Annotated in this window: 17 protein-coding genes; 5 read left to right on the top strand and 12 right to left on the bottom strand. The window is 54.8% G+C overall.

All coding sequences use genetic code 11. The features are described 5' to 3' along the window. Positions 1-35: 35 nt before the first annotated feature. From GEOB_RS18775 to GEOB_RS18785, 4 genes are all read right to left on the bottom strand, one after another. Positions 36-1,568, bottom strand: a complete 1,533-nt coding sequence (locus GEOB_RS18775) for an efflux RND transporter periplasmic adaptor subunit (RefSeq protein WP_012648830.1) — start codon at positions 1,566-1,568, stop codon at positions 36-38. Continuing rightward, on the bottom strand, positions 1,565-2,869 hold the full coding sequence (locus GEOB_RS18780; RefSeq protein ID WP_012648831.1) for a TolC family protein: 1,305 nt from the start codon (positions 2,867-2,869) through the stop codon (positions 1,565-1,567). Before GEOB_RS18780 ends, GEOB_RS18775 begins: the two co-directional genes overlap by 4 nt. A gap of 357 nt (positions 2,870-3,226) precedes the next feature. After that, a complete protein-coding gene (locus GEOB_RS20235; protein ID WP_154650522.1) occupies positions 3,227-3,382 on the bottom strand; it encodes a hypothetical protein in 156 nt (51 codons plus the stop codon). Positions 3,383-3,679: 297 nt separating this feature from the next. Then, positions 3,680-4,477, bottom strand: coding sequence for a transporter (locus GEOB_RS18785; protein ID WP_012648832.1), 798 nt, complete (start codon positions 4,475-4,477; stop codon positions 3,680-3,682). A 237-nt stretch (positions 4,478-4,714) separates the two neighbouring features. Between GEOB_RS18785 and GEOB_RS18790 the strand changes: the two genes are divergently transcribed. Then, on the top strand, positions 4,715-4,924 hold the full coding sequence (locus GEOB_RS18790) for a GSU3473 family protein (RefSeq protein ID WP_012648833.1): 210 nt from the start codon (positions 4,715-4,717) through the stop codon (positions 4,922-4,924). A gap of 278 nt (positions 4,925-5,202) precedes the next feature. Further along, positions 5,203-7,290 carry a methyl-accepting chemotaxis protein gene (locus GEOB_RS18795; RefSeq protein WP_012648834.1) on the top strand — a complete coding sequence of 696 codons (2,088 nt, stop codon included), beginning with the start codon at positions 5,203-5,205 and terminating at the stop codon, positions 7,288-7,290. Between the two features lie 41 nt (positions 7,291-7,331). Here GEOB_RS18795 and GEOB_RS18800 read toward each other — a convergent pair whose 3' ends face one another. From GEOB_RS18800 to GEOB_RS18815, 5 genes are all read right to left on the bottom strand, one after another. Next, positions 7,332-8,699: an MATE family efflux transporter gene (locus GEOB_RS18800; RefSeq protein WP_012648835.1), complete on the bottom strand. Its 1,368-nt coding sequence runs from the start codon at positions 8,697-8,699 to the stop codon at positions 7,332-7,334. After that, positions 8,700-8,951, bottom strand: a complete 252-nt coding sequence (locus GEOB_RS20580) for a GSU3128 family (seleno)protein (protein ID WP_268741658.1) — start codon at positions 8,949-8,951, stop codon at positions 8,700-8,702. 35 nt (positions 8,952-8,986) lie between these two features. Further along, positions 8,987-10,117 carry a M20 family metallopeptidase gene (locus GEOB_RS18805; RefSeq protein ID WP_012648837.1) on the bottom strand — a complete coding sequence of 377 codons (1,131 nt, stop codon included), beginning with the start codon at positions 10,115-10,117 and terminating at the stop codon, positions 8,987-8,989. Further along, positions 10,114-10,623, bottom strand: a complete 510-nt coding sequence (locus tag GEOB_RS18810; RefSeq protein ID WP_012648838.1) for a GNAT family N-acetyltransferase — start codon at positions 10,621-10,623, stop codon at positions 10,114-10,116. The genes GEOB_RS18805 and GEOB_RS18810 overlap by 4 nt, the downstream gene beginning before the upstream one ends. Before the next feature lie 80 nt (positions 10,624-10,703). Next, the gene (locus tag GEOB_RS18815; protein WP_012648839.1) at positions 10,704-12,542 is read right to left on the bottom strand and encodes a glycoside hydrolase family 15 protein; all 1,839 of its coding nucleotides are present in this window, start codon (positions 12,540-12,542) and stop codon (positions 10,704-10,706) included. 211 nt (positions 12,543-12,753) lie between these two features. On the opposite strand from GEOB_RS18815, the gene GEOB_RS18820 reads away from it, so the two are divergent. Beyond that, positions 12,754-13,143, top strand: a complete 390-nt coding sequence (locus tag GEOB_RS18820; protein WP_012648840.1) for a hypothetical protein — start codon at positions 12,754-12,756, stop codon at positions 13,141-13,143. A gap of 58 nt (positions 13,144-13,201) precedes the next feature. Here GEOB_RS18820 and GEOB_RS18825 read toward each other — a convergent pair whose 3' ends face one another. Beyond that, complete coding sequence (locus GEOB_RS18825) at positions 13,202-13,804, bottom strand: outer membrane beta-barrel protein (protein ID WP_012648841.1); 603 nt, start codon at positions 13,802-13,804, stop codon at positions 13,202-13,204. A 196-nt stretch (positions 13,805-14,000) separates the two neighbouring features. On the opposite strand from GEOB_RS18825, the gene GEOB_RS20245 reads away from it, so the two are divergent. Next, complete coding sequence (locus GEOB_RS20245) at positions 14,001-15,017, top strand: hypothetical protein (protein ID WP_012648842.1); 1,017 nt, start codon at positions 14,001-14,003, stop codon at positions 15,015-15,017. A gap of 228 nt (positions 15,018-15,245) precedes the next feature. On the opposite strand, the gene GEOB_RS18840 is transcribed toward GEOB_RS20245, so the two are convergent. After that, positions 15,246-15,731, bottom strand: coding sequence for an NUDIX hydrolase (locus GEOB_RS18840; protein WP_012648843.1), 486 nt, complete (start codon positions 15,729-15,731; stop codon positions 15,246-15,248). Between the two features lie 332 nt (positions 15,732-16,063). Between GEOB_RS18840 and GEOB_RS19565 the strand changes: the two genes are divergently transcribed. Next, on the top strand, positions 16,064-17,566 hold the full coding sequence (locus GEOB_RS19565; RefSeq protein WP_012648844.1) for a sensor histidine kinase: 1,503 nt from the start codon (positions 16,064-16,066) through the stop codon (positions 17,564-17,566). A gap of 32 nt (positions 17,567-17,598) precedes the next feature. Here the strand turns inward: GEOB_RS19565 and GEOB_RS19570 are convergent, their stop codons facing one another. Further along, a complete protein-coding gene (locus tag GEOB_RS19570; RefSeq protein WP_012648845.1) occupies positions 17,599-19,494 on the bottom strand; it encodes a PAS domain S-box protein in 1,896 nt (631 codons plus the stop codon). Between the last annotated feature and the right edge of the window lie 329 nt (positions 19,495-19,823).

Raw genomic sequence — 19,823 nt, forward strand, 5'->3', positions numbered from 1 at the left:
AGACTTACGCAGCCAGGGCGGAAAAGGCTCGTTTCTTAGTGGGCATGGCCCTGGTCTGCGCCCCCCTTGGCGGCGGACTCGGCTTGTTTGACGTAATAGGCGCCACGGGTCACTACCCGCTCATCACCCTTGAGACCTGAGGTGATCTGGACAAAACCGCCATCTTCGACGCCGACCTTTACCTCCCGTCGATCAAAAGCCTCCCCCGATGGCTGGATAAAGACGAACCAACGGGCCTCGTCTTCAATCAGGGCATCCTTGGGCACGGCCAGTGCGCCGGCAACCGAGCCGGTCCGAATGGCAACATTGGCGAACAGCCCGACCTTGAGGCGTCCTGATTTATTGGGCACTTCAAACAGTACAGGCAGGGTTCTGGTCTGGGGATCGAGCATATCGCCGACCGACACCAGCCGCGACGGTTTGAATTCATCAGTCAAGCCGGCAACGGTGAAAGTCGCATTGAGCGACTTGCCGGCTGTGGCGATCTCGGTCGCAGGAAGATTGGCTTTGAGCCAGAGGGTGCCGGTATTGACAATACGCAGGATTGGTTGTCCCGCCTCAACCCCTTTGCCGGCCCCGGCAGTCACCTCGACCACCGTGCCGCTCACCGGTGCACGCACCGCAATCCGACCACTTCCTTCTCCCTTGACACTTCCCATGGATTTTTCAAGAGGCTCAAGAGCCGACTTCGCACTGGAAAGTGCCAGCTCCGCTTCCTCTACTCGTTTCAGCGGGGCTATTTTAGCGTCATGGAGTCGCTTGGCCCGGTCGTACTCCTTTTGCGCAAGTGCAACCCGATTTTTTGCTTCGGCATAGGCCGCTCCCAGCTGACCGATGCCGCCATCCGGCCTGATCGGGGGATCAATCATGGCCACCACTTCACCTTTTGCCACCTTCTTCCCGATGAAAGGCAGTTGCTTGACAGTTGAGATGGTACCAGCCAAAGGAGCGGCAACCGTTGCTTCAGCGTTCGAGACCGGAACCAGCTCCCCGGTCGTGGTAACGAAGCTGCCCAGATCTTTCTTGACCGGCTGGGTTACCATGAAATCCACGACCCACTGTTGTTCCTTCAAATACGCAATTGCTCCCTCACCACCTGCATGTCCTTCTGCCGGTTTCGCACCCTTGTTCGATACCTGTACTTCAGATACCGTGATTTCGTCGGCGAATCCCTTCCCGTCAGTGATCAGTTTGAGCGAATAGTTCCCAGGATTGGCAAGGGTCGCCTCAGCCTTGTAAATACCGGCACGGGTCGGGGCCGGCATGGTGAAGATGACCGGTTCACCGGCAGATGGAGTGAATACCATTTTCAGCCCCCCCTCCGTTACCGGCTTGAAATCGGCAAGTCTGGTGAGATGAATCAGAAAACCCGCCTTTTCTCCTGCCACCGGCGGATCATATTCCATAAAAAGTTCGCTCTTTGCGGAATAGGCGGTTACCTTGATTGGTTCGGCTTCGCCTCCGGCAGCAGCGGCGGGTGCATGTTCCTTGTGATTACAGCCTGACAGTGTGAACAGCAGAACCAGTAGTATACCCATGTATTTCATGGCAGTTTTGTAGATGCTCATTTATTTCCTCCGTCCACTTTCTGTAATTCGACTCCCACCGCGGCCTCCAGTTTTGCGACCGCAGTGTTCCAGCTGTAGAGTGCTGTCAGATAGCCGTCAGTTACTTCGATAAATTTCTTCTGTTCTTCGATCACTGCAAGAATCCCTACTTCACCAAGACGATACGCCTCCTGGACCAGTTTCAGGTTCTCAGAGAGTTGTGGGATAATTTCCCCGGCATAGATATTCAGTGATTTTTCCGCAGAGGCGAGCCGCGCGTGAGCAGCTTCTACCTCCCTCTCAATGCCTTGCCGGACAAACGCTTGACGTGTTTCAGCGCTGCTTTTTCTGGCCTGGGCTTCTCTTATACCAGCCTGGTTTCGGTCAAAAAACTGAAGGGGGAAAGAAAACTTCAGGCCGATCAGATAGTCTGTATCTCGCTCTTGAAGGCCTCCCAAGGAAGTCTCCGACCTTTCCCAGCTGAAACCGATTCCAGCCCTCACATTCGGCACCAGTTCGGCCTGAGCCAGGGAGAGTTCAGCTTCACCTTTGTTCTTTTCCGCTTCAGCAGCTCCCAGGTCAGGGCGATTTTTCAGGGCCATAGCCTTTAATTCTGCAGGATTTTCAGTGGACGGCTTCGTCTGCGGTTTGCCGGTAATCTTCAAGCCCGTCAAGGCAGGCGTCCCCATGAGCGAGAGTAGTCGCTGCCGGGCCGGCACGAGTTCGCGCTCCGCCTCGATTTTTCGTCCTTCACTGCGGGCGGTTTCGACCCTGGCCAGGTTTACGTCCAGTTCCGCAACATCACCGGCGGCCAGCCGTTCTTTGGCAATCTGCAACAATTCGTTGTTCAGTTCCTGGGACTTTTGTGCCAGCTCAAGACGGCTTTCCACTAGAAGAAGACTGTAGAACCCGGTCTTCACCTCCAGCAGCAGCAGACGTTCCGCATCCTTGATCCGGTTCCCGAACCGTACAAGTTCGGAGTCAGCCACGGCCAGCCGCTTTTCCCGTTTACCACCGAGTAAGAATTCCTGGGATACGCCGATGCCCAGACGGTTTTCGGACGAACTGCCGGTAAGGGCACCGGTGACGCCTTCCAGATCCAAAACAGGATTGGGATAGAGGCCTGCCTTGATTTTGCCTGCGTCGCCGATTCCCAGCTCTTGGCGGAGCGCTTTCAGTTCCCCGTTGTGCTCCCTGGCAATGGTAATGATTTCCTGTAGATTAATGGCATTTTCCTCTGCCCGAAGTGGTGCCGTTGTTGCACAAATTACTGCCGCCATTGCGACGACAGATGTTAGTCGCTTCATTACGTTCTGTTTCAATTGTTCCTCCATGATTGCGCTGAGGTGTGACTTGTCCTGAATCCAACCACGTAACTGTGCCAATATCCCATCATTGAAGACGCCGCCAGGGCAGAAAAGAACCCTTTCCGGATGGAAACAAGGTAATACGCATGCAGAAATGCCTTTGTAATTCCGGCAATAAGCCTGGCCCAATGACACAATTACGGGGGATTAAGTTGTAGTATTTTGAGATAATTATGGACTGGACGACTGGACGCAGAACGACTCAGCAAGAGTGTCGTTTTAGACGCATGTGTAGCGTGTCAGCCCTTCAGGCGAGGTTATGCGGGGGAGTATCTATAGCCAGGAATACTTCGGGGATGAATTGAAAAGACTCTAAATTGAGGTGAAGAAGTTCATGGGGTGAGGGAAGACGATAAGCGGTTTGGGCTGCCAGAGAAACGTAGGAGTGATGATCGCAACTGAAATGGTCATGGTCGGTGCTGGGATGGTCGTCAGGTGGACAAACCGGGCAGTGACCGGAAGTTTCAACCTGTAAAAATCCTATTGAGATTTTGTGGGGGGTGGAAAACCCTGCTTCCTCAATTTCATGGGCAACAGAAAATACGGTGTTGATGGAAAGACAGGCCATCACCATTATCAGGGTCAATGCAGTGATTTTTCTGAATTTCGAATTCAAGCGGTTTACGACCTCAACCCTTTTAATGAGTAACTATTGCAAGAGATTAAATTTTTGCAGCACCTGTGTCAAGCAGTAAAATGCGAGAGTGGCAAGGCCCGTAAAAAAATAGTGCCCGACAGGCTTTGCCACTCGTATCGACCAATTTATCAGAACAATGAATGCTCAAATGAAAGATAGGCGAAGGCGCCATATTCTCCCTTGGAAGGACCGAAACCAATGGGAAACGCAATGCCCGGTACAATCTGCAGTTTGCCAATGTCGATTGCATACCGAAGCCCGGGGCTTACGAGTAGTGAGTGTTCATCGACGGTTACCCCGTTTCCCTGCACGGCCTGTTCTGTACCTCCTACTATTTCGAGCATCAGGTTCAGATTTTTCGAAGCTAGAAAAATTGCGCTTGCGCCATAGTTAGTCGCAACCGTGTCGGCCTTGGCTCCTGCTGCATCCTTGCTATCAGGGGTAAAGGTAATGCCCATGTTGTAGTGGGTAACCCACCGTTCGGCAAGTTTCACGCTCAGTGGAAAATTGACCTGATAACCAACTGTGCCGGTTCCTAGTCCCTTCTTCTCATCACCAGTGGGAAGAATGAGGGAGAAGCGGGGCGCAAAGGCGATGCCTTCCTTCAGAACTGCCTGATAACGGTAATTGATCGCCACATCTCCAAATCCCGTGTCGTCTTGTCCGCCCCCCCTGATCCTCTCGACCGGGATGGTGTATGAAAGCTGATGATCCTGTTTCGGCACCGGCCACTCTTGAGTGAAGGTAAACAGCGAGCTGTCACCCTTCATGTGCTGGTAGGTGAAAATGTGCTGGATAACCCCGTCCTCTTGATTGTATGCTTCTTCGATGAGGAAAGAGTTGTCCTGAATTTCGCGGTACTCGGCGCTGAACGCCGGAGCCACACTCAACATAACCATGGCCGCAATAAATGATAGCTTTTTCAATTTAGTTTTCCTCCTGTTCGATTTTCTCAGCACAACACGGCAAACCGATCCATGCTGCAGTTAATTCTAATGGTTTATTTCGGCACAACCCTGCAAAACTGAAGTGAATTTTGGGCATGACTGAAAGAATGGGAGGGATATGTTATTTATTCCTGAAGTCGGCAGATATTTGACGGAAATCTAGTATACTCTAAAATGTTAGATCAATTTAATTCTTGCTCCCCCTGGAGATCTACCATGCTGATCAATGTCATCTATCGCGACGGCAGCGTCGATATTGTAAATTCTTCTTCACTGAGCCACCTGATCAAAAACGGGGAAATCTTCGCCTTCTGCCGGTCCGATGGCTGGACGCGCCTTGACCGGGACCCGGTCCGCAGACAGAAGCTCCCCTTCGACGGACCGGGGAAGAGGATAAACGATCTGATGGAAGACTACTATGGCTGACCAGGAAGGCCTCTAATCCTCGGGCTTACTGCCGTAAAAATCCACCTCAAGGTCATAGGCACCCCTCTTTCGTTCAAGGGAAGCAAGTTCGCGGGACCGACTGCCCAATAATTTTCAACAGCCCGCCAATCTGCAACAAACCTTCTGCAGCATCAATTCCCACAAATCTGCAGCTTATATCCCTTCTGAATTAAACCACGTTTTATTCTCAAGATTCCCGTGGCGCCGCCGATAACTCTCTACAAATACTTAAAATGGCTGCGGCTCTGCGAGGAATTATGCCCAAGAAAAAGCTCCTGCACAAAATTCTCGGAATTATCGGTCTTACCCTTTTCGTCGGCTTTGCCGCCATGGGCATGCTGGCCCTATGGCTTGAGTACTCAGCCACCATGGACCTGCAGATGAAAAACAGCCGCAACATGGCGGCGTTCATTATCCACAATATCGACGAGTACATGATGAAGGGTGAATCCAAGGCTGTGGAGGCCTTCCTTACCAAAATAAAAGATAAAAAATTCGCCCTTGATATGCGAATCTTCAATGGCGACGGTAAAGCGCCGGAACAATTGGAAGGACCAGCCAATAAGGATGTTGTTGCTGCCTTGGCCAGTGGCAAAACGCTGGAGCTGAAGCAGAAGGAAAATGGCATTCACACCCTTAGATCTGTGGTTCCCGTGCCCAATGAAGAACGGTGCAAGCAGTGCCATGATGCGGAACCCAAATTCCTGGGGGCCATCGTCCTCACCACCTCCCTTCAAGAAGGGTTCAACAGCGCCCTCAAGCTTACCTGGATGCTGACTGCTGCCGGCATATTTTTCTTCCTGGCCATGCTCATCACCCTCTATTTATTCTTCAAAAAGACGGTCATCAAAGATCTTATGGAATTCGCCGATAAACTGCGGATCATTGCCCGCGGCGAGGGGGACCTGACCAAGGAGATATCCATCCGCTCCCGGGATGAAATCGGCTCACTGGCAGAGGAGATCAACCATCTGATCTCGAAACTGCGGGATATTATCGCTTCCCTTTATGTACAGGCAGGGAATATTTCCGTCTCCATCTGCATGGTCTCCAGGGATACTATAGGCACCGAGGCAGCTTCAAGCGCCCAGAAAGAGCAGGCCATGTCAGTTGCCGTGGCCACAGAAGAGATGGCGGCCACTCTTAATGTGGTCGCCGGTAATACCCATCGGGCGGCAGAGCTTTCAGCCCAGGTCGATGCCGCGGCAAGCGACGGAATGACCGTGGTCGATGAAGCATGCAGCAGCATCAGGATGGTCAACGAAAATGTGACGGCGACCCTTGGAACGGTTATGAAACTGGAAACTTCGTCGAAGAAAATTGGCGAGATTATCGTGCTCATTGAGGACATAGCAGACCAGACCAACCTGCTTGCACTCAATGCTGCCATAGAGGCGGCACGTGCCGGAGAGCACGGCAGGGGATTTGCCGTGGTCGCCGATGAGGTGAAGAATCTGTCGGCAAAGACTGCTGCTTCCACCAAGGAAATTGCCAAGATCATCGCCGATATCCAGAGCGAAAGCCGGGATGCCGCCGCCTCGATCATGGAGGAAAAACAGCGGGTCGAGGAAGGGGTGGACAAATCGCTGGCAGCGAAGAATTGCCTGGAAAAAATCCTCCTCTCCGCCTCCGAATCGTCGGACATGATCAACCAGATAGCGTCGGCCACGGAAGAACAGAGTGCAACGGTCAATGAGATCGCCTCCAGCATCCACAATGTGTCGTCCTCGGCTGCCGAGGTTTACGGGCAGATGCAAAAAAGCAGGGCAGCATTTAACGAGCTCACCGAGGTGGCGGAAAATATTTTTACCACCGTGGGCAAATTCAACGTTGGAAACCATCACGACGCCATGAAGGGTTATGCCTGTCGGTTGCGGGATGAGGCGGTGGCAGCACTGGAAAAGGCTATCGCCGAAAACAGGCTTTCCATTTCAGATCTTTTCGATCGTAATTACAAGCTGATCCCCGGCACCTCTCCCCAGAAGTTTACCACCCGCTTCGACAGTTTTTTCGATCAGGTCATCTCCCCGATCCAGGAACGACTGCTGGCAGATAGCGAGGATATCAACTTTGCCATTTGTGTCGATGATCATGGCTATTGCCCGACCCATAATCTGCGCTACACCAAGCCACTCACCGGCAATCCGGAGACAGACAAGACCGCCAACCGGACCAAGAGAATCTTTGACGACCGCACCGGCATCAGGGGAGCACAGAACACGGAGCCCTTCATCCTGCAGACTTACATGCGGGATACCGGGGAGATCATGAACGACATGTCGGCCCCCATCATCATCGACAACAGGCACTGGGGTGCGGTACGAATCGGCTACCAAGCCAGATAAACGCCCATTGATGCAGCAGCTTTAGACTCTCCTGAGAGCCGTTAAAGGATGATCTGGTGCAGGTCGCGCTGCTTGTACCTCCAGGCAAAGGCGGTTGCGCGGAACAGCCAGTCCAGGAGAAAGACCCCCCAGACCATATAAAGGGAAAGGTGGAGCGGAACGGCGGCTATGTACGATAAGAGGACCCTGATCCCCCACATGGCAATGAGAGTGACGAGGAAGACGTAGTGGGTATCGCCGGTACCGCGCAGGCTGCCGGCGTAGACGAAAGAAATGGCGAGCGGCACCTGGGCGAAGGCTACCAGACGGAGAAAGACACAGCCCTTCTCTATTACTTCCGGGTCGTTGGTAAAGAGGCCGATGAGCAGATGGGGCATGAAAAAGAACAGGGCGGCCATGAAGGCCATGACAATAATGGCCAGGCGCAGAGCTTCATTATGGCTGATCCGTGCCCTGCTGATCTTGCGGGCGCCCAGTGCCTGCCCCATCAGTGTCGATGCGGCGATACCCATCCCCGCCCCCGGCATGAAGGAGAGCGATTCGATGGAAAGGCCGATCTGGTGGGCAGCATAGGCGGCGGTGCCGTAACTGATGATGAACTTGGAATAGAAAAGTTGTCCAGACTGCTGGGCAATCCTCTCCAGCGCCACCGGGTAGCCCACCTGCCAAACCCTGCGGAACAGGGGAAGATCCGGCCTGCCGATCTTGATGTAGTTCTTGCGCAAGGCCTGGACCAGAAGGTAGAGAAAACCGCATAGCTCAGAGATGTTGATGGCGTAAGCAGCGCCTGTTACTCCCAGCTGCGGAAAGCCGAATTTACCATAAACCAGCGGATAGGCAATGAGGACATGGAGGATGTTGACGAGGATGATACCCTCCATGGGGGTCCTGGTGTTGCCGGTGCCGTGCATGATAGCGGAAAGGATATTCAACCCGGCGGTGAAGGCGAAGTAGAGAAAGACCAGCTTTACATAGCCGGAGGCAAAGTTCAGGACATCTTCCCTGGCCCCGAGGAATCTGGCCAGTTCCTCGCCGAAATACCAGCCGAGGAACGAGGCGATGATCGCCATGCCGGCACAGGCGAGGCAGGCGGCAAAGGCAGCCCGCCTGGCCTCGGCACGGCGGCCTCCCCCCCACAAATGGGCGATTACCACGGTGGTGCCGGTGGCGAGCCCCCAGAAGACGGTCATGACAACGAAGATCAGCAGCTGGCCGAGCCCGGTTGCGGCAATGGCGGCAGCCCCCAGCCCGCCGACGATGAAGATATCCACAATGGAGACCAGACGCTGGAAGAGGGAGGAAAGAAGCACCGGCAGGGAAAGATTCAGGACGTTGCGGCGGATGGATACCCGTTTGGTCGGTCTCTTCTTGAACAGCTGCTCGGTAAAAACGGCAAAATTCGGCGACAATTACAGCTCCAGTTCCTCCGCCATGGACATGGCAAAATTCTTCGCCCGCCCGGAGGGGGCGATGATACCATAGGCAATGGCTTCTTTCAGTTCAGCCCGTGTTGCTCCTGCTTCCTTCGCGACCGCGAAATGTTTCTTCAATCAAGTCTGGCACCCCACCGCCACCGCACAGCCGATGCGGATCAGCTCGCGGGTCTTCACATCGAGCACCTCTTCGAACTCATAGTCAAGAATCTTCTTTCTGATGTTCATGGAACCCCCTTTCCTGTTGGTAATGGCTGGCCGGATCAACCGGCACCGATACAGAGAGCGGCATAGATCCTGGCGGCGGCCGTAACCTCGTCGAACAGCACCTGTTCATCCGAGGTGTGGGCGGTCTCCAGGGCACCGGGGCCGAGGATGAGCGGTTTGGTGCCTGCGGCAAAAAAGAGGTTGCCGTCGGAATGGGAACGAAAAGCATCCAGGCGCAATTTCAAGCCGAGTTCAGGGTAAATGTTTTCCAGCGTTTTCCCAAGGTGGCTGTTCATGTCCAGGGCATAACCGGCCGAGGCAAAATCAAAGGTAACATCCAGGTCAAGCCCTGGAATTGCCAGCTCTGCACCTGCGGCAATGCGACGGATCGCCTCCTGAACCACCACCGGGTTCTGGGCAGGCGGAAGATGCAGGTCGATCCAGGTCTCGCAACGGTCCGGCACGACAAAGCCGGCACGTGAGGAGCTCATTTCTCGGATTGAATATACGATATCCGATCGGGCGCGGTCGAAAATGGGATCTCTTCCCAGGTGCATCAGAACGCGCAGCATGGATTCCACCGCATTGTGCCCCAGCTCCGGCAGAGAGGAATGGCTGCGCACGCCACGGGTGACAAAGCCCGCCTCCATATACCCGTAATGGGCAAAGCAGGCGATAAGGCCTGTCGGCTCGCCGATCACTGCCCATGGTGGATGGTAGCTTTCCAGAAAGGCGGCGCTGCCGTCTCCATTCTCCTCCTCGCCCACCGCCAGGAGCAGCCCGACGGGCGGGCGCTCCTCAGGTTTCAGGGCAGCGGCCATGGCCAGCCATGCCTCGATCATGGCGGCGCAGCCCCCCTTCATGTCGGCGCTCCCCAGGCCGTAAATTACCCTGCCCTCTTCTCTGGCGCCAAAGTCCTCCAGATCCCAGGCCGGCACCGTATCCACATGGGCCACCAGGTAGAGTTGAGGTTCACCGGTTCCCATGGTGAGACAGAGGTTGTAACGATCCTCGTCAACCTCCTGGCGTCGGACGGCAAAACCGGCCGTGGAGAAAAGCCCTTCCAGATAAAGCTGGATGTCTTCTTCCTTGCCGGATGGGGAATAGATATTCAACATCTCGATGAAGGTCCGGCGCAGCCGCCCCGGGTCAATAGCCTGCCATACTCGCTGAATGCGGTCGGTCATGTTTTTTTTCCCGGCTTCCTTTTCGCCTTGCGGGTCAGGTTGAGGGACATGTAGACATGCTCCTGTATATCGGAAAAGCCGTGCTTCTCGAAGAAACGGATTGCCGGCAGGTTGTCGGCCGAAGTATCGATAAGCAGCATGCGCACCCCCTGGTCCTTCATCCGCCGCTTCATTTCGGCAAAGAGGCTGGTGCCGACCCTTCCTTTCTGGATGTTCCTGCTCACCCCGAGCCAGACCAGGTAGCCGTATTTCCACGGGGAATGATGCTTCTTTACCGTGGTCCCCAGGGCAAAACCACAAATCCTGTCACCCACCTCGGCAACCAGGCAAAGTTCCGAATCGGAATTGAAGAGGGTGGTGATCTCGTACTCGTCCCAGGTGCGGTAGAGGCTTTGGGAATACTCGGCGGTAAAGACCTCCTCGCCGATGTGGAAAACCTCGGGGAAATCATCGATGTTCATGTCGCGGATGCGGAGCGGTTCCTCTGCTGCAGACGTCTCTGCCATATCTACCTCGCCAGTTTAGCAGTACTCCATAAAAGGATAAAATTCAAGTGGCTGTAAAAAGGAAACAGGCTTTCATCATCTCAGAATCTGCTGCTCAGGGTGCGATCCAGGTTAAAGGCCGCACTGATCAAGGCAAGATGGGTAAAGGCCTGGGGAAAATTGCCGAGTGCCTCCCCCTGGGAGCCGGTCTGCTCCCCATAAAGGCCCAGATGGTTGGCATAGCCGAGCATACGCTCGAATAAAAGTCTCGCCTGATTCAGTTTGTCCGGATGGGCCCGTCCGGCCCGGGTCAGAGCCTCCACCAGCCAGAATGAGCACATGTTGAAGGTCCCCTCTTCCCCTGGAAAACCGTCGATGCGGCTCTCCGGGGGATAGCGGTAGACCAGGCTGTCGCTGGCAAGGCCGCCATGCTTCGGATACTCCAGTATAGCTTCAATGGTGCCCAGCATGCGGGGATCGGTGGGAGCCAGAAAGAACACCAGCGGCATGATCAACAGCGAGGCATCCAGATCGTCGCTGCCGTAAAACTGGGTAAAGGCCCGCCGCTTCACATTCCACCCCTGGCTCATCACCTCTTCGTAAATGCGGTCCCGTTCCTCCAGCCACCTTTTACGCTGGGCGGGGAATGACCTCTTTTCCGCCAGTCGCAGGCCCCGATCAAGGGCGACCCAGTTCATGACCTTGGAATAGATGAAGTGTTCCCGCCTGTTGCGCATCTCCCAGATCCCTTCATCGGGCCGGCGCCAGTTGTCGCAGATCCAGTTGAGCCGCTCGCGGATCTTCACCCAGACGTCGTAGGAGATGGGACTGACATATTTGTTGTACAGGTACAGGGCATCCATCACTTCGCCGTGGATATCGCTCTGAAACTGAGAAACTGCCGCATTGCCGATCCTGACCGGACCCGACTGCCGGTAGCCCTCCCAGAGGTCCAGGGTCTGCTCTGGTGGCAGGCAATCGCCACCGACGGTCAGCACTACCGGCAGTGATTGTCCCGGCACGAAATGCTGGGCGGCGCAACTCTCCAGCCAGTCGACGAATGCTGCTGCCTCGGCAACGAAGCCAATGCGCAGAAAACCATAGACGGTGAAGGCGGCATCCCTGAGCCAGGTATAGCGGTAATCCCAGTTGCGGCTTCCTCCTATCACCTCGGGCAGACTGGTGGTGGGAGCGGCTATGATGGCCCCGGTCGGCTCAAAGGTCAACAGTTTCAGCGCCAGGGCCGACCGCTGCACCTGCTCCCGCCAGCGGCCATGGTAAGTGCAGGAGGAAAGCCACCTCTGCCAGTATTTCACCGTACTCTGGAAAAGTTCCTCAGCCTCCTGCTCCGGCGGCGGGCAGGGGCACTGCACCGCGTCCACGTTCTTGAAAAGAAAAACCCGCGATTCCCCCTCCTGCAACTGAAACTCGCCGCCCACGCCCCCCTTCTCCTCCACCCGGAGAGGTACCTCTGTCGAAAGGGCAAAGCTGGAATCATCCGCCCTGAAAATGGCTCCATTAGGTTCAATGGCCACCTGATGGGGCTTTCTCCCATAATCGAAAGCCGGACAGCAGAGGACCGAAAAGCGCATCGCCCCCCTGACGCAGCGCACCCGGCGATAGATGTAGTGGTACCATGGGGAATCCAGGGCCGGCCCAACGGGCATGAAGTCCTCGATCTCGGCGATGCCGTCGGTCATGAGAAAACGGGTAATAAGGATATTGGTGGAGGGCCAGTAAAATTGTTTATATTTCACTCTTTCGGCGACGGGGGATATGCGGAAACGTCCCCCGCAGTTGTCGTCCAGCAGCGCACCGAAGATGCTGGGAGAATCGAAGTGGGGATGACAGTACCAGTCGATGGAGCCGTTGATGCCAACCAGTGCGACCGTGCGCATGTTGCCGATCATGCCGTAGTTTTCCATTGGCTGGTAGGACATAGGTGCCTCGGCGGAAGAAGAGTAACAAGGCCAATTATACCGCTGACTCGATGCCTTTCAAATGCTGCGCCCGGTTCATGATTGGTCAGGTAAATCATCCGGAGCCCTCACAGGCCGCACCGCCAGGCATCGCCTTGACTTGCCGCCCGTCGCTGCTAAAATCAAAGTGAGAGCACTTTTGCAGCCTTTTTCCCGGCAGAAGGAGGTATTTATGTTCTTCGCAGGAATCGGTCTCGCGCTCATCATCGCTTTTATTCTCACTCTCATCCTGGGCAGAGGATTCAAGCAATTTGCCTATGCCGACCTGATCGGCCTTTTCTTCATCATCTTTCTCGCCACCTGGGCCGGGGGGCTGTGGATCCAACCGGTGGGACCGGCAATGTGGGGTGTATCCTTCACCGTTTTCATCGTTGTCGGAGTTCTCGTCGCCCTGATGGTAGCGGCAACGCTGCCCACTCCCAGCCACCGCAAGGCACATCCGCCACCGACTGGAGGCCCCATCGACCGGATTCACCAGGAGAGCTTCCTCAACGTTTTCGTCGTCATGATCATCCTGACTCTCATTGCCGCCATTATCTACCGCCTGACGCAACCCCCCTGAACACTGTCATGAATCGGCCGGGGCAGCCAGCGCCACCTGCTGCCCCTTCATTTCTTGATCAGAAGAAATACCTGACGCCGAAAGTCCCGGAAATACTGCCTGGGCTGAAGTTGCCCGCCTTGGTACCCCGGATCTCGATATCGGCATCGGGAGCAAGCACCGCCCTCAGCTCGGCATTGACCGCCAGGTTACGGGTGATGAAATAATCCGCTCCGCCGGAGATATGACCACCAAGAACGGTGTCCACGTCTCCCCCCTCATAATCGTTGACCAGAATATCCAGCCCGGCACCGGCGTAAGGGCTCAGCTTTTCGGCGGTGGGAAACCGGTACTGGCCGCCCATGGCGATGTTGGTGATGCTGAATTCGCCCGTATCCCTTCCGGAGGGGAGGCTGGAGCCGAACCAGGTGTGGGTGATGTCCGCTTCCAGGGCGATATTCTTATCCAGACCATAGATGATCCCACCGCCGCCGATAAAGCCGGCATCGCTGTTTATCTTGAAATCGTTCAGGTCGCTGTCGGTGGGAATGATAAATCCCAAGCGTCCTGTTACGCCAAGTCTGTTCTGGATGCTCCCGGCGAAGGCGCTACCCGCCGTTACTCCCATGGATAATGCAATACAGGCAACAGCCAGAATAAAAATCCTGCAAGTCCTCTTCATCGTTCCCTCCCCTTATAAATTTGAATTAATTGCTTTTAATCTTTAAATAGTACTCAATCATGGTAAACGGTCAAGCAGCAAAAGTTGCCTGTGGGTCTGGGTATGCGGATTTTTTCAAGATTAGATTCTTTGAATAAGATTATGGAGGGGTTAAACTTTATGTGAGATGGCGACTACTACTGAAGGAGGTAAAACTATGGTGACCGTAAGGCGCTTGATATTGACCGCAGCCGCCCTGGTTTCGTTCACAGCTTTGGCGTACGCAGATTCTGCCAGCCCTGGTAGCTGCAACTCTGACAGTAAGGTCCTGCTTGCACAGGCTGGAAGCAGCGGTGGCAGCAGCAGTGGCGGCTTCGGCTCGGGTTCGCCCGGCAGCACCGGAACAGGCATAGGCGGCATGGGAAGCGGCACAAGGGGGTTTTCCACCGGAGGCTTCGGCTCAGGCACAGGAGGGTCTACCGGTACTGGCTCAGGAGGCAGTTTCGGGACCGGCAGCACTGGAACAGGAGGCTTCGGCACCGGAACAGGTACGGGGGGAAGCTTGGGGACCGGCAGTGGCAGCGGTACAGGTACGAGCGGAAGCTTCGGTGATACCGGTACAAGTGGAACATTCGGCACCGGTACCGGCAGCACGACAGGAAGCGGTACTGGCGGGACCTTCGGAACAGGCACTGGTGGCAGTACCTTCGGCACCGGTACTGGTGGCACGACCGGCACGGGGACCGGCAGCACCTTCGGTACCGGTACAGGTGGAACTCCTGGTACCGGCACTACCGGCCCCGGTGGCACATTCGGAACTGGAACAGGTGGGATGACAGGAACTGGTACCAGCGATACTTTCGGCAACGGCGGAAGTATCGGGACAGGAACGGGTGGTAGTTTAGGAACCGACACCGACACAGGGAGAACATCGGGCACCGGTACAGGTAGCACCCTCGGAACAGGCACGGGTACCGGTGGAGGTTTCGGCACCGGCAGCACTACCGGCACCGGTTCCTTCGGCACAGGTACTGACGGAACCACAGGCTCCGGCACCGGCGGTACCTTCGGTACCGGAAGCGGCGGAAGTACAGGAACGGGAACAGGTGGTACTTTCGGCAGCGACACCGGCACAGGTGGGACTTTTGGCACCGGTACAGGTGGCACAACCGGCAGCGGCACCTTTGGCACCGGTACAGGAACAGGGAGTTCCGGCAACGGTTCCGGGCAATAAAAGTGAGGGGCAGCGTTTGGAGAACTCTGCCCCTGTTCCTTCCCAAGGCATTAACCATCCCTGCCCCTGCTGTCAATCAAGGGAAAAGCAGATGGCAGGCAAAGCTTTTGTCCATATTGGTCGACACGCCTTTGGAAACCGGTATCGGAGCCTGGTCAAGTGTGCGCCGGGAGTATTTCAGCAAGTGCAAGTTTATCCGGGTCGGTTGGTTCTAGGAGTCTGTCAGACTTAGAATGAATCGGCTCCATTCTCTCGCTTCGATCCCGAAGTCCGACAGACTCCTAGAATTGTGAACGGGCGTGCCTGATAGGCGCGCTGGATGACTCCGCCGGAATGGTAGAGCAAGGTTTGCAGTCGGTCGTGATTGACCTGATGGGTCACCAGGCCAAGGGCATCGTTCGGTGAAAACCATCGGACCTCCGGGGTCTCCTCGCTGGGGACAAGCTCACCACTGCGGTAAATGCCGGTAAAGCCGAAGATGGTCGCCGGAGGGGCGCAGATTTTTGTCCACACCGCTGCCAGGGGTCCCAGCTCGATCAGGGTTCCGGTTTCCTCCAGGACCTCCCGGTGAACTGCTGCTGTCAGGGCCTCCCCTGCCTCGACCCGGCCTTGGGGGAGCTCCCAGCCTCGACGAAAATGCCGGATCAGGAGAATTTCTGCCGCCGCATTCCTGATAAGGCAGGTAACCACGACCGTCTGCTTTTGTTCTGTCATGTTCTTCCTGTAGTAATATGTAAAGGTATTTCGGGGGCCTTTGCTCCACCTGCCAGAGGTTTTGTCAGCTTAGCAAAACACATAGAACATAGCACTTCTCCCCATCCTGGCGGCTCAGGAGATACCTGACGCTCGCTTCCATTGCCCGGCCGGGACATGTCACAATTATATCATTTCTTAATGTTGTCGCTGTTTTTCTTGGGAGATTCGTAGCGCCGCAAGAAGTGACACCTGATAATCGGATGCTACCATATAAAAGAGAGGTTCAGGTAACTTCTTGGCGGCAGAAGCAATCCCTTCACGATTGCATCCAGTGTCAACCGAGAGAGCACATGACATCAGGCCAAGACCATCCGGATGAAAAGCTTATAGCCGACTACAGCCCTTATCGGGAGGAGATCCTCGCTGAACAGGTAAAGCAGATTTATGCCTTGGCACCCATAGGATTCATTGCCACCTTTTTTAACTCGGTGATCGTTTTTTTCCTTATGAAGGACGTCATGGAGTTCAGACTGCTCGTTCTCTGGGGGGTAACGCTATTGAGCATTACCGCCCTCAGATTGGGGCTGGTCCTGCGGTTCCGCAACGTCAAGCAGCACCTGAATTTTGCGGCAACCTGGAGAAGGAGGTTCGTTGTCAGTCTTTTCATCGCCGGCGCCGCCTGGGGGTGGATCGGTTTCTTCCCCTTCGGTGAAATAACCATTGCCCACCAGGTCTTCATTGCTTTTGTTCTCGGTGGCATGACCGCGGGAGCGTCTTCAACCTTCAGCATGATCAAGGAAGGCTACGCCGTTTTCAGCATCCCTGCCCTGACACCGCTGGCCATCCATTTCTTCCTCATGAAAGATGTTTTCCACTGTGCCATGGGAACAATGCTGGTCCTGTTCGGCGTCCTGCTCTGGCGGATATCCATACACAACTACAGGGTGAACAGGACATCCCTGCTGCTCAGATTTGAAAATAAAGGGATGATCGAGCGCCTGAAGCAGGCAAAAGAAAGGGTGGAAGGGCTCAACGACCGACTTTCTGCAGAGGTCGAAGCAAAACATCGTGCCGAAGCTGATCTCAGGGCTCACCACGACCAGCTTGAACGTGCAGTAACTGAACGAACGGCCGATCTGACCACTCTCAACAAGGAGTTGGAACAATTTGCCTACGTGGCTTCCCACGACCTGCAGGAACCGCTCCGCATGGTCATCAGCTACCTTCAGCTGCTTAAACAGAAGTACCACGGACAACTTGATGAAAAAGCGGACATGTATATCGGCTTTGCTGTCGATGGTGGGATACGCATGCAGCGACTTATCGAGGGTCTTCTCTCCTACTCGCGCCTTTCCCGCGGCGCCGAATTCACACGGGTGGATATCAATGGGATCTTTGCCGCAGCGGTAGCCAATCTGGCAGGTGTCATAGAAGAAAGCGGCGCAGAAGTAACAAGGGCCCATCTGCCGACAGTCATCGGCGACGAACTCCAGTTACAACAGCTCCTGCAGAACCTGATCAGCAATGGATTGAAATACCGCAAGCCTGAACGGCGGCCTACGGTTCACGTATCTGCGGAAAGGCAAGGGGAGGAGTGGCTTTTTTCAGTGAGGGATAACGGCATCGGCATCGATCCGAACCATTTTGACAAAATTTTCCAGATTTTTCAGCGGCTTCACACCAGTGAGGAGTATCCGGGGACCGGCATAGGATTGGCTCTGTGCCAGAAAATCATCGAGCGGCACGGGGGAGCGATCTGGGTGGAGTCGACTTTTGGAGAAGGATCGACATTCTCCTTTACCATCCCCGTACACGGCGCTTCAGGCGCCAGTAGCCATATGGATTCTTCCTGAGATCAGGCTCCGGCCCTGTTGAAGTTTTCATTTCAGACCTCGATTCTGAATTCTGCGCCCTCTCCATCGTTGACCACGCTGAGGCTGCCATGCATGTTTCTCTCGATGATGTTTTTTGCCATGAACAAACCGATTCCTGTCCCCTTTGGGCCCTTGGTAGAGAAATGAGGTTCAAATACCCTGTCGATGATCGCGTCGGGAATGCCGCCCGCATTGTCCGTTACAGTCAAGACAGACCTCTTCCCACGACAGCCAAGGTTAAATACGATCCTGGCATTACTGCGCCTGCAAGTGTCAAAGGCGTCCCTGGCATTCTCCAGCAGGTTGAGGATGACCTGGGCGTATTGATTCGGGTAACCGAACACCACCGGGTTATTGGGACAATTCACTACTATGGCGATTTCATTGCTTCTGAAAGAAGCATCGACGAGTTTTATGGCACCGGCAACTACCTCCTTGACCGAAAATTCCACCCGTTCCCTGTCCGGCTTGAAAAAATTCCGGAAATCGTCGATGGTTCCCGACATGTGCCTGACCAGCATCATGGCATTATCTACCGCCCCATAAAGCAAATCCTTTCTCAACTGCCCCGATTCGTGAAACAGCCTGAGCTGCTGCACATTGAGCCCCAGAGCGTTGAGCGGTTGCCGCCACTGATGGGCGATGTTGTTGATCATCTCCCCCATGGCAGCCAGACGGTTCTGTTGCACGAGGAGAAGATCTTTCTCCCGCAGTTCTTCGGTCCGTTCAATGACCCGCTTCTCCAGAAGCTCATTCATTTCCTGCAGTTTGACCTCGATCCCTTTGCGGGAGGTAATATCCTGGATGTTGGTAAGAAGATAGAGCGGCATGCCCTGAGGATCCATGACGCAGTTTGTGCTCATATCACCCCAGACGGTACGGCCATCCCTTGTCAGATATCTTTTGTCCATGCGGAATGATGCTATTTCACCTTGGAGCAGCCTTCTTACCCCAACGAGATTTTCAGGCAGATCGTCGGAATGAGTCAGTTCTGTGAACCTTTGACCGATCAGCTCACTTTCACTGTATCCCAGCATTTTGGAAAAGGCCTGATTAACCTTCTGTATCCTGCCGTCAAGTGTTGTCATCGTCATGGCCACGGCACTATCCTCGAAAGCGATCCGGAAGCGCTCCTCGCTCGCGCGCAGCGCCTCTTCAGTTCGTTTGCGAAGGGTTGTTTCAAACAACGAAAAGATCAATCCGGTAACAGTGCCAGCCACGTCCCTGACCGGAGTCAATGTCCAATCCCAGTAGGTCACCCCCCGTTCCGGCTTGTCAGAATATTCAAAAGGCTTATCCAGATATTGCACCGCCTCGCCCGTGTCCCGAACCCGGGCGAAGATCGTTTCGTTTTCGACGTGGGGATAAAGATCGAAGTGGTTCTTGCCGATCATCGCCTCTGGGCTGTAGCCGCAGGTCCGGGCATAGGTCTCGTTGACGCAAACGAAGTTGAAATCCCGGTCCAGATAAGCCAGGTGTGAGTTACCCGCGCCATTCATCACCGCCTGCAGAGTGTCCCGTTCCAACATCAGCTTGCTGTTTGCCTCGGCCAGGGCGGCTTCAGCCTGGGACTTCAGCTGGCGTGTGCGCGCCAGGCGACGGTGAACGAGCTCAGTGATAACTGAAATAACTATCCCCCAGGCAAGGAAAACGATCATCTTTCCCCAGTCCGGCATATGGCCGGGGGGCAGGTGCCTCCGTGGATCTACCCAAAGGTAGCAGGCCAACACGGTTGAAAATACTGTGGCCGGCAATCCGGCCGACAGTCCTCCGTAAAGCCCCGCCAGCAGAACGGCGGGATAAAAAATGACAAAAGGGTAGGATGATCCCAGCTCATCCAGAAACAGGAGGCGCAGTATGGTGGCCATGAGAATAAGGCCAACGGCCACTGCGGCATTTTTGAACATTGCAACCCTCACCTTCCACCTCTGTTTCTGGTCCTGGAACGACCGACGAACCTCATTTGCCATGCTCGGAAAATTCTTCAAGTGCCCCTTGACATTTAAATATAGGATATTTTTAATTTAATCAATCAAATAGTTATTTCCGGAATCTAGGAGTCTGTCGGACTTAGGGATCGAAGCGAGAGAATGGAAAATCGAGGACGGATATTTGGAAATTTGAGAGCGAATAGTGGACCTATTTGTCGAAAATTTACGGAGACCCGGACCGATTTGCCATTTTCGCAGCCGATTCATTCTAAGTCCGACAGACTCCTAGGAATGTGCAGATGCGA

The organism is Geotalea daltonii FRC-32, assembly GCF_000022265.1.
Classification (GTDB): domain Bacteria; phylum Desulfobacterota; class Desulfuromonadia; order Geobacterales; family Geobacteraceae; genus Geotalea; species Geotalea daltonii.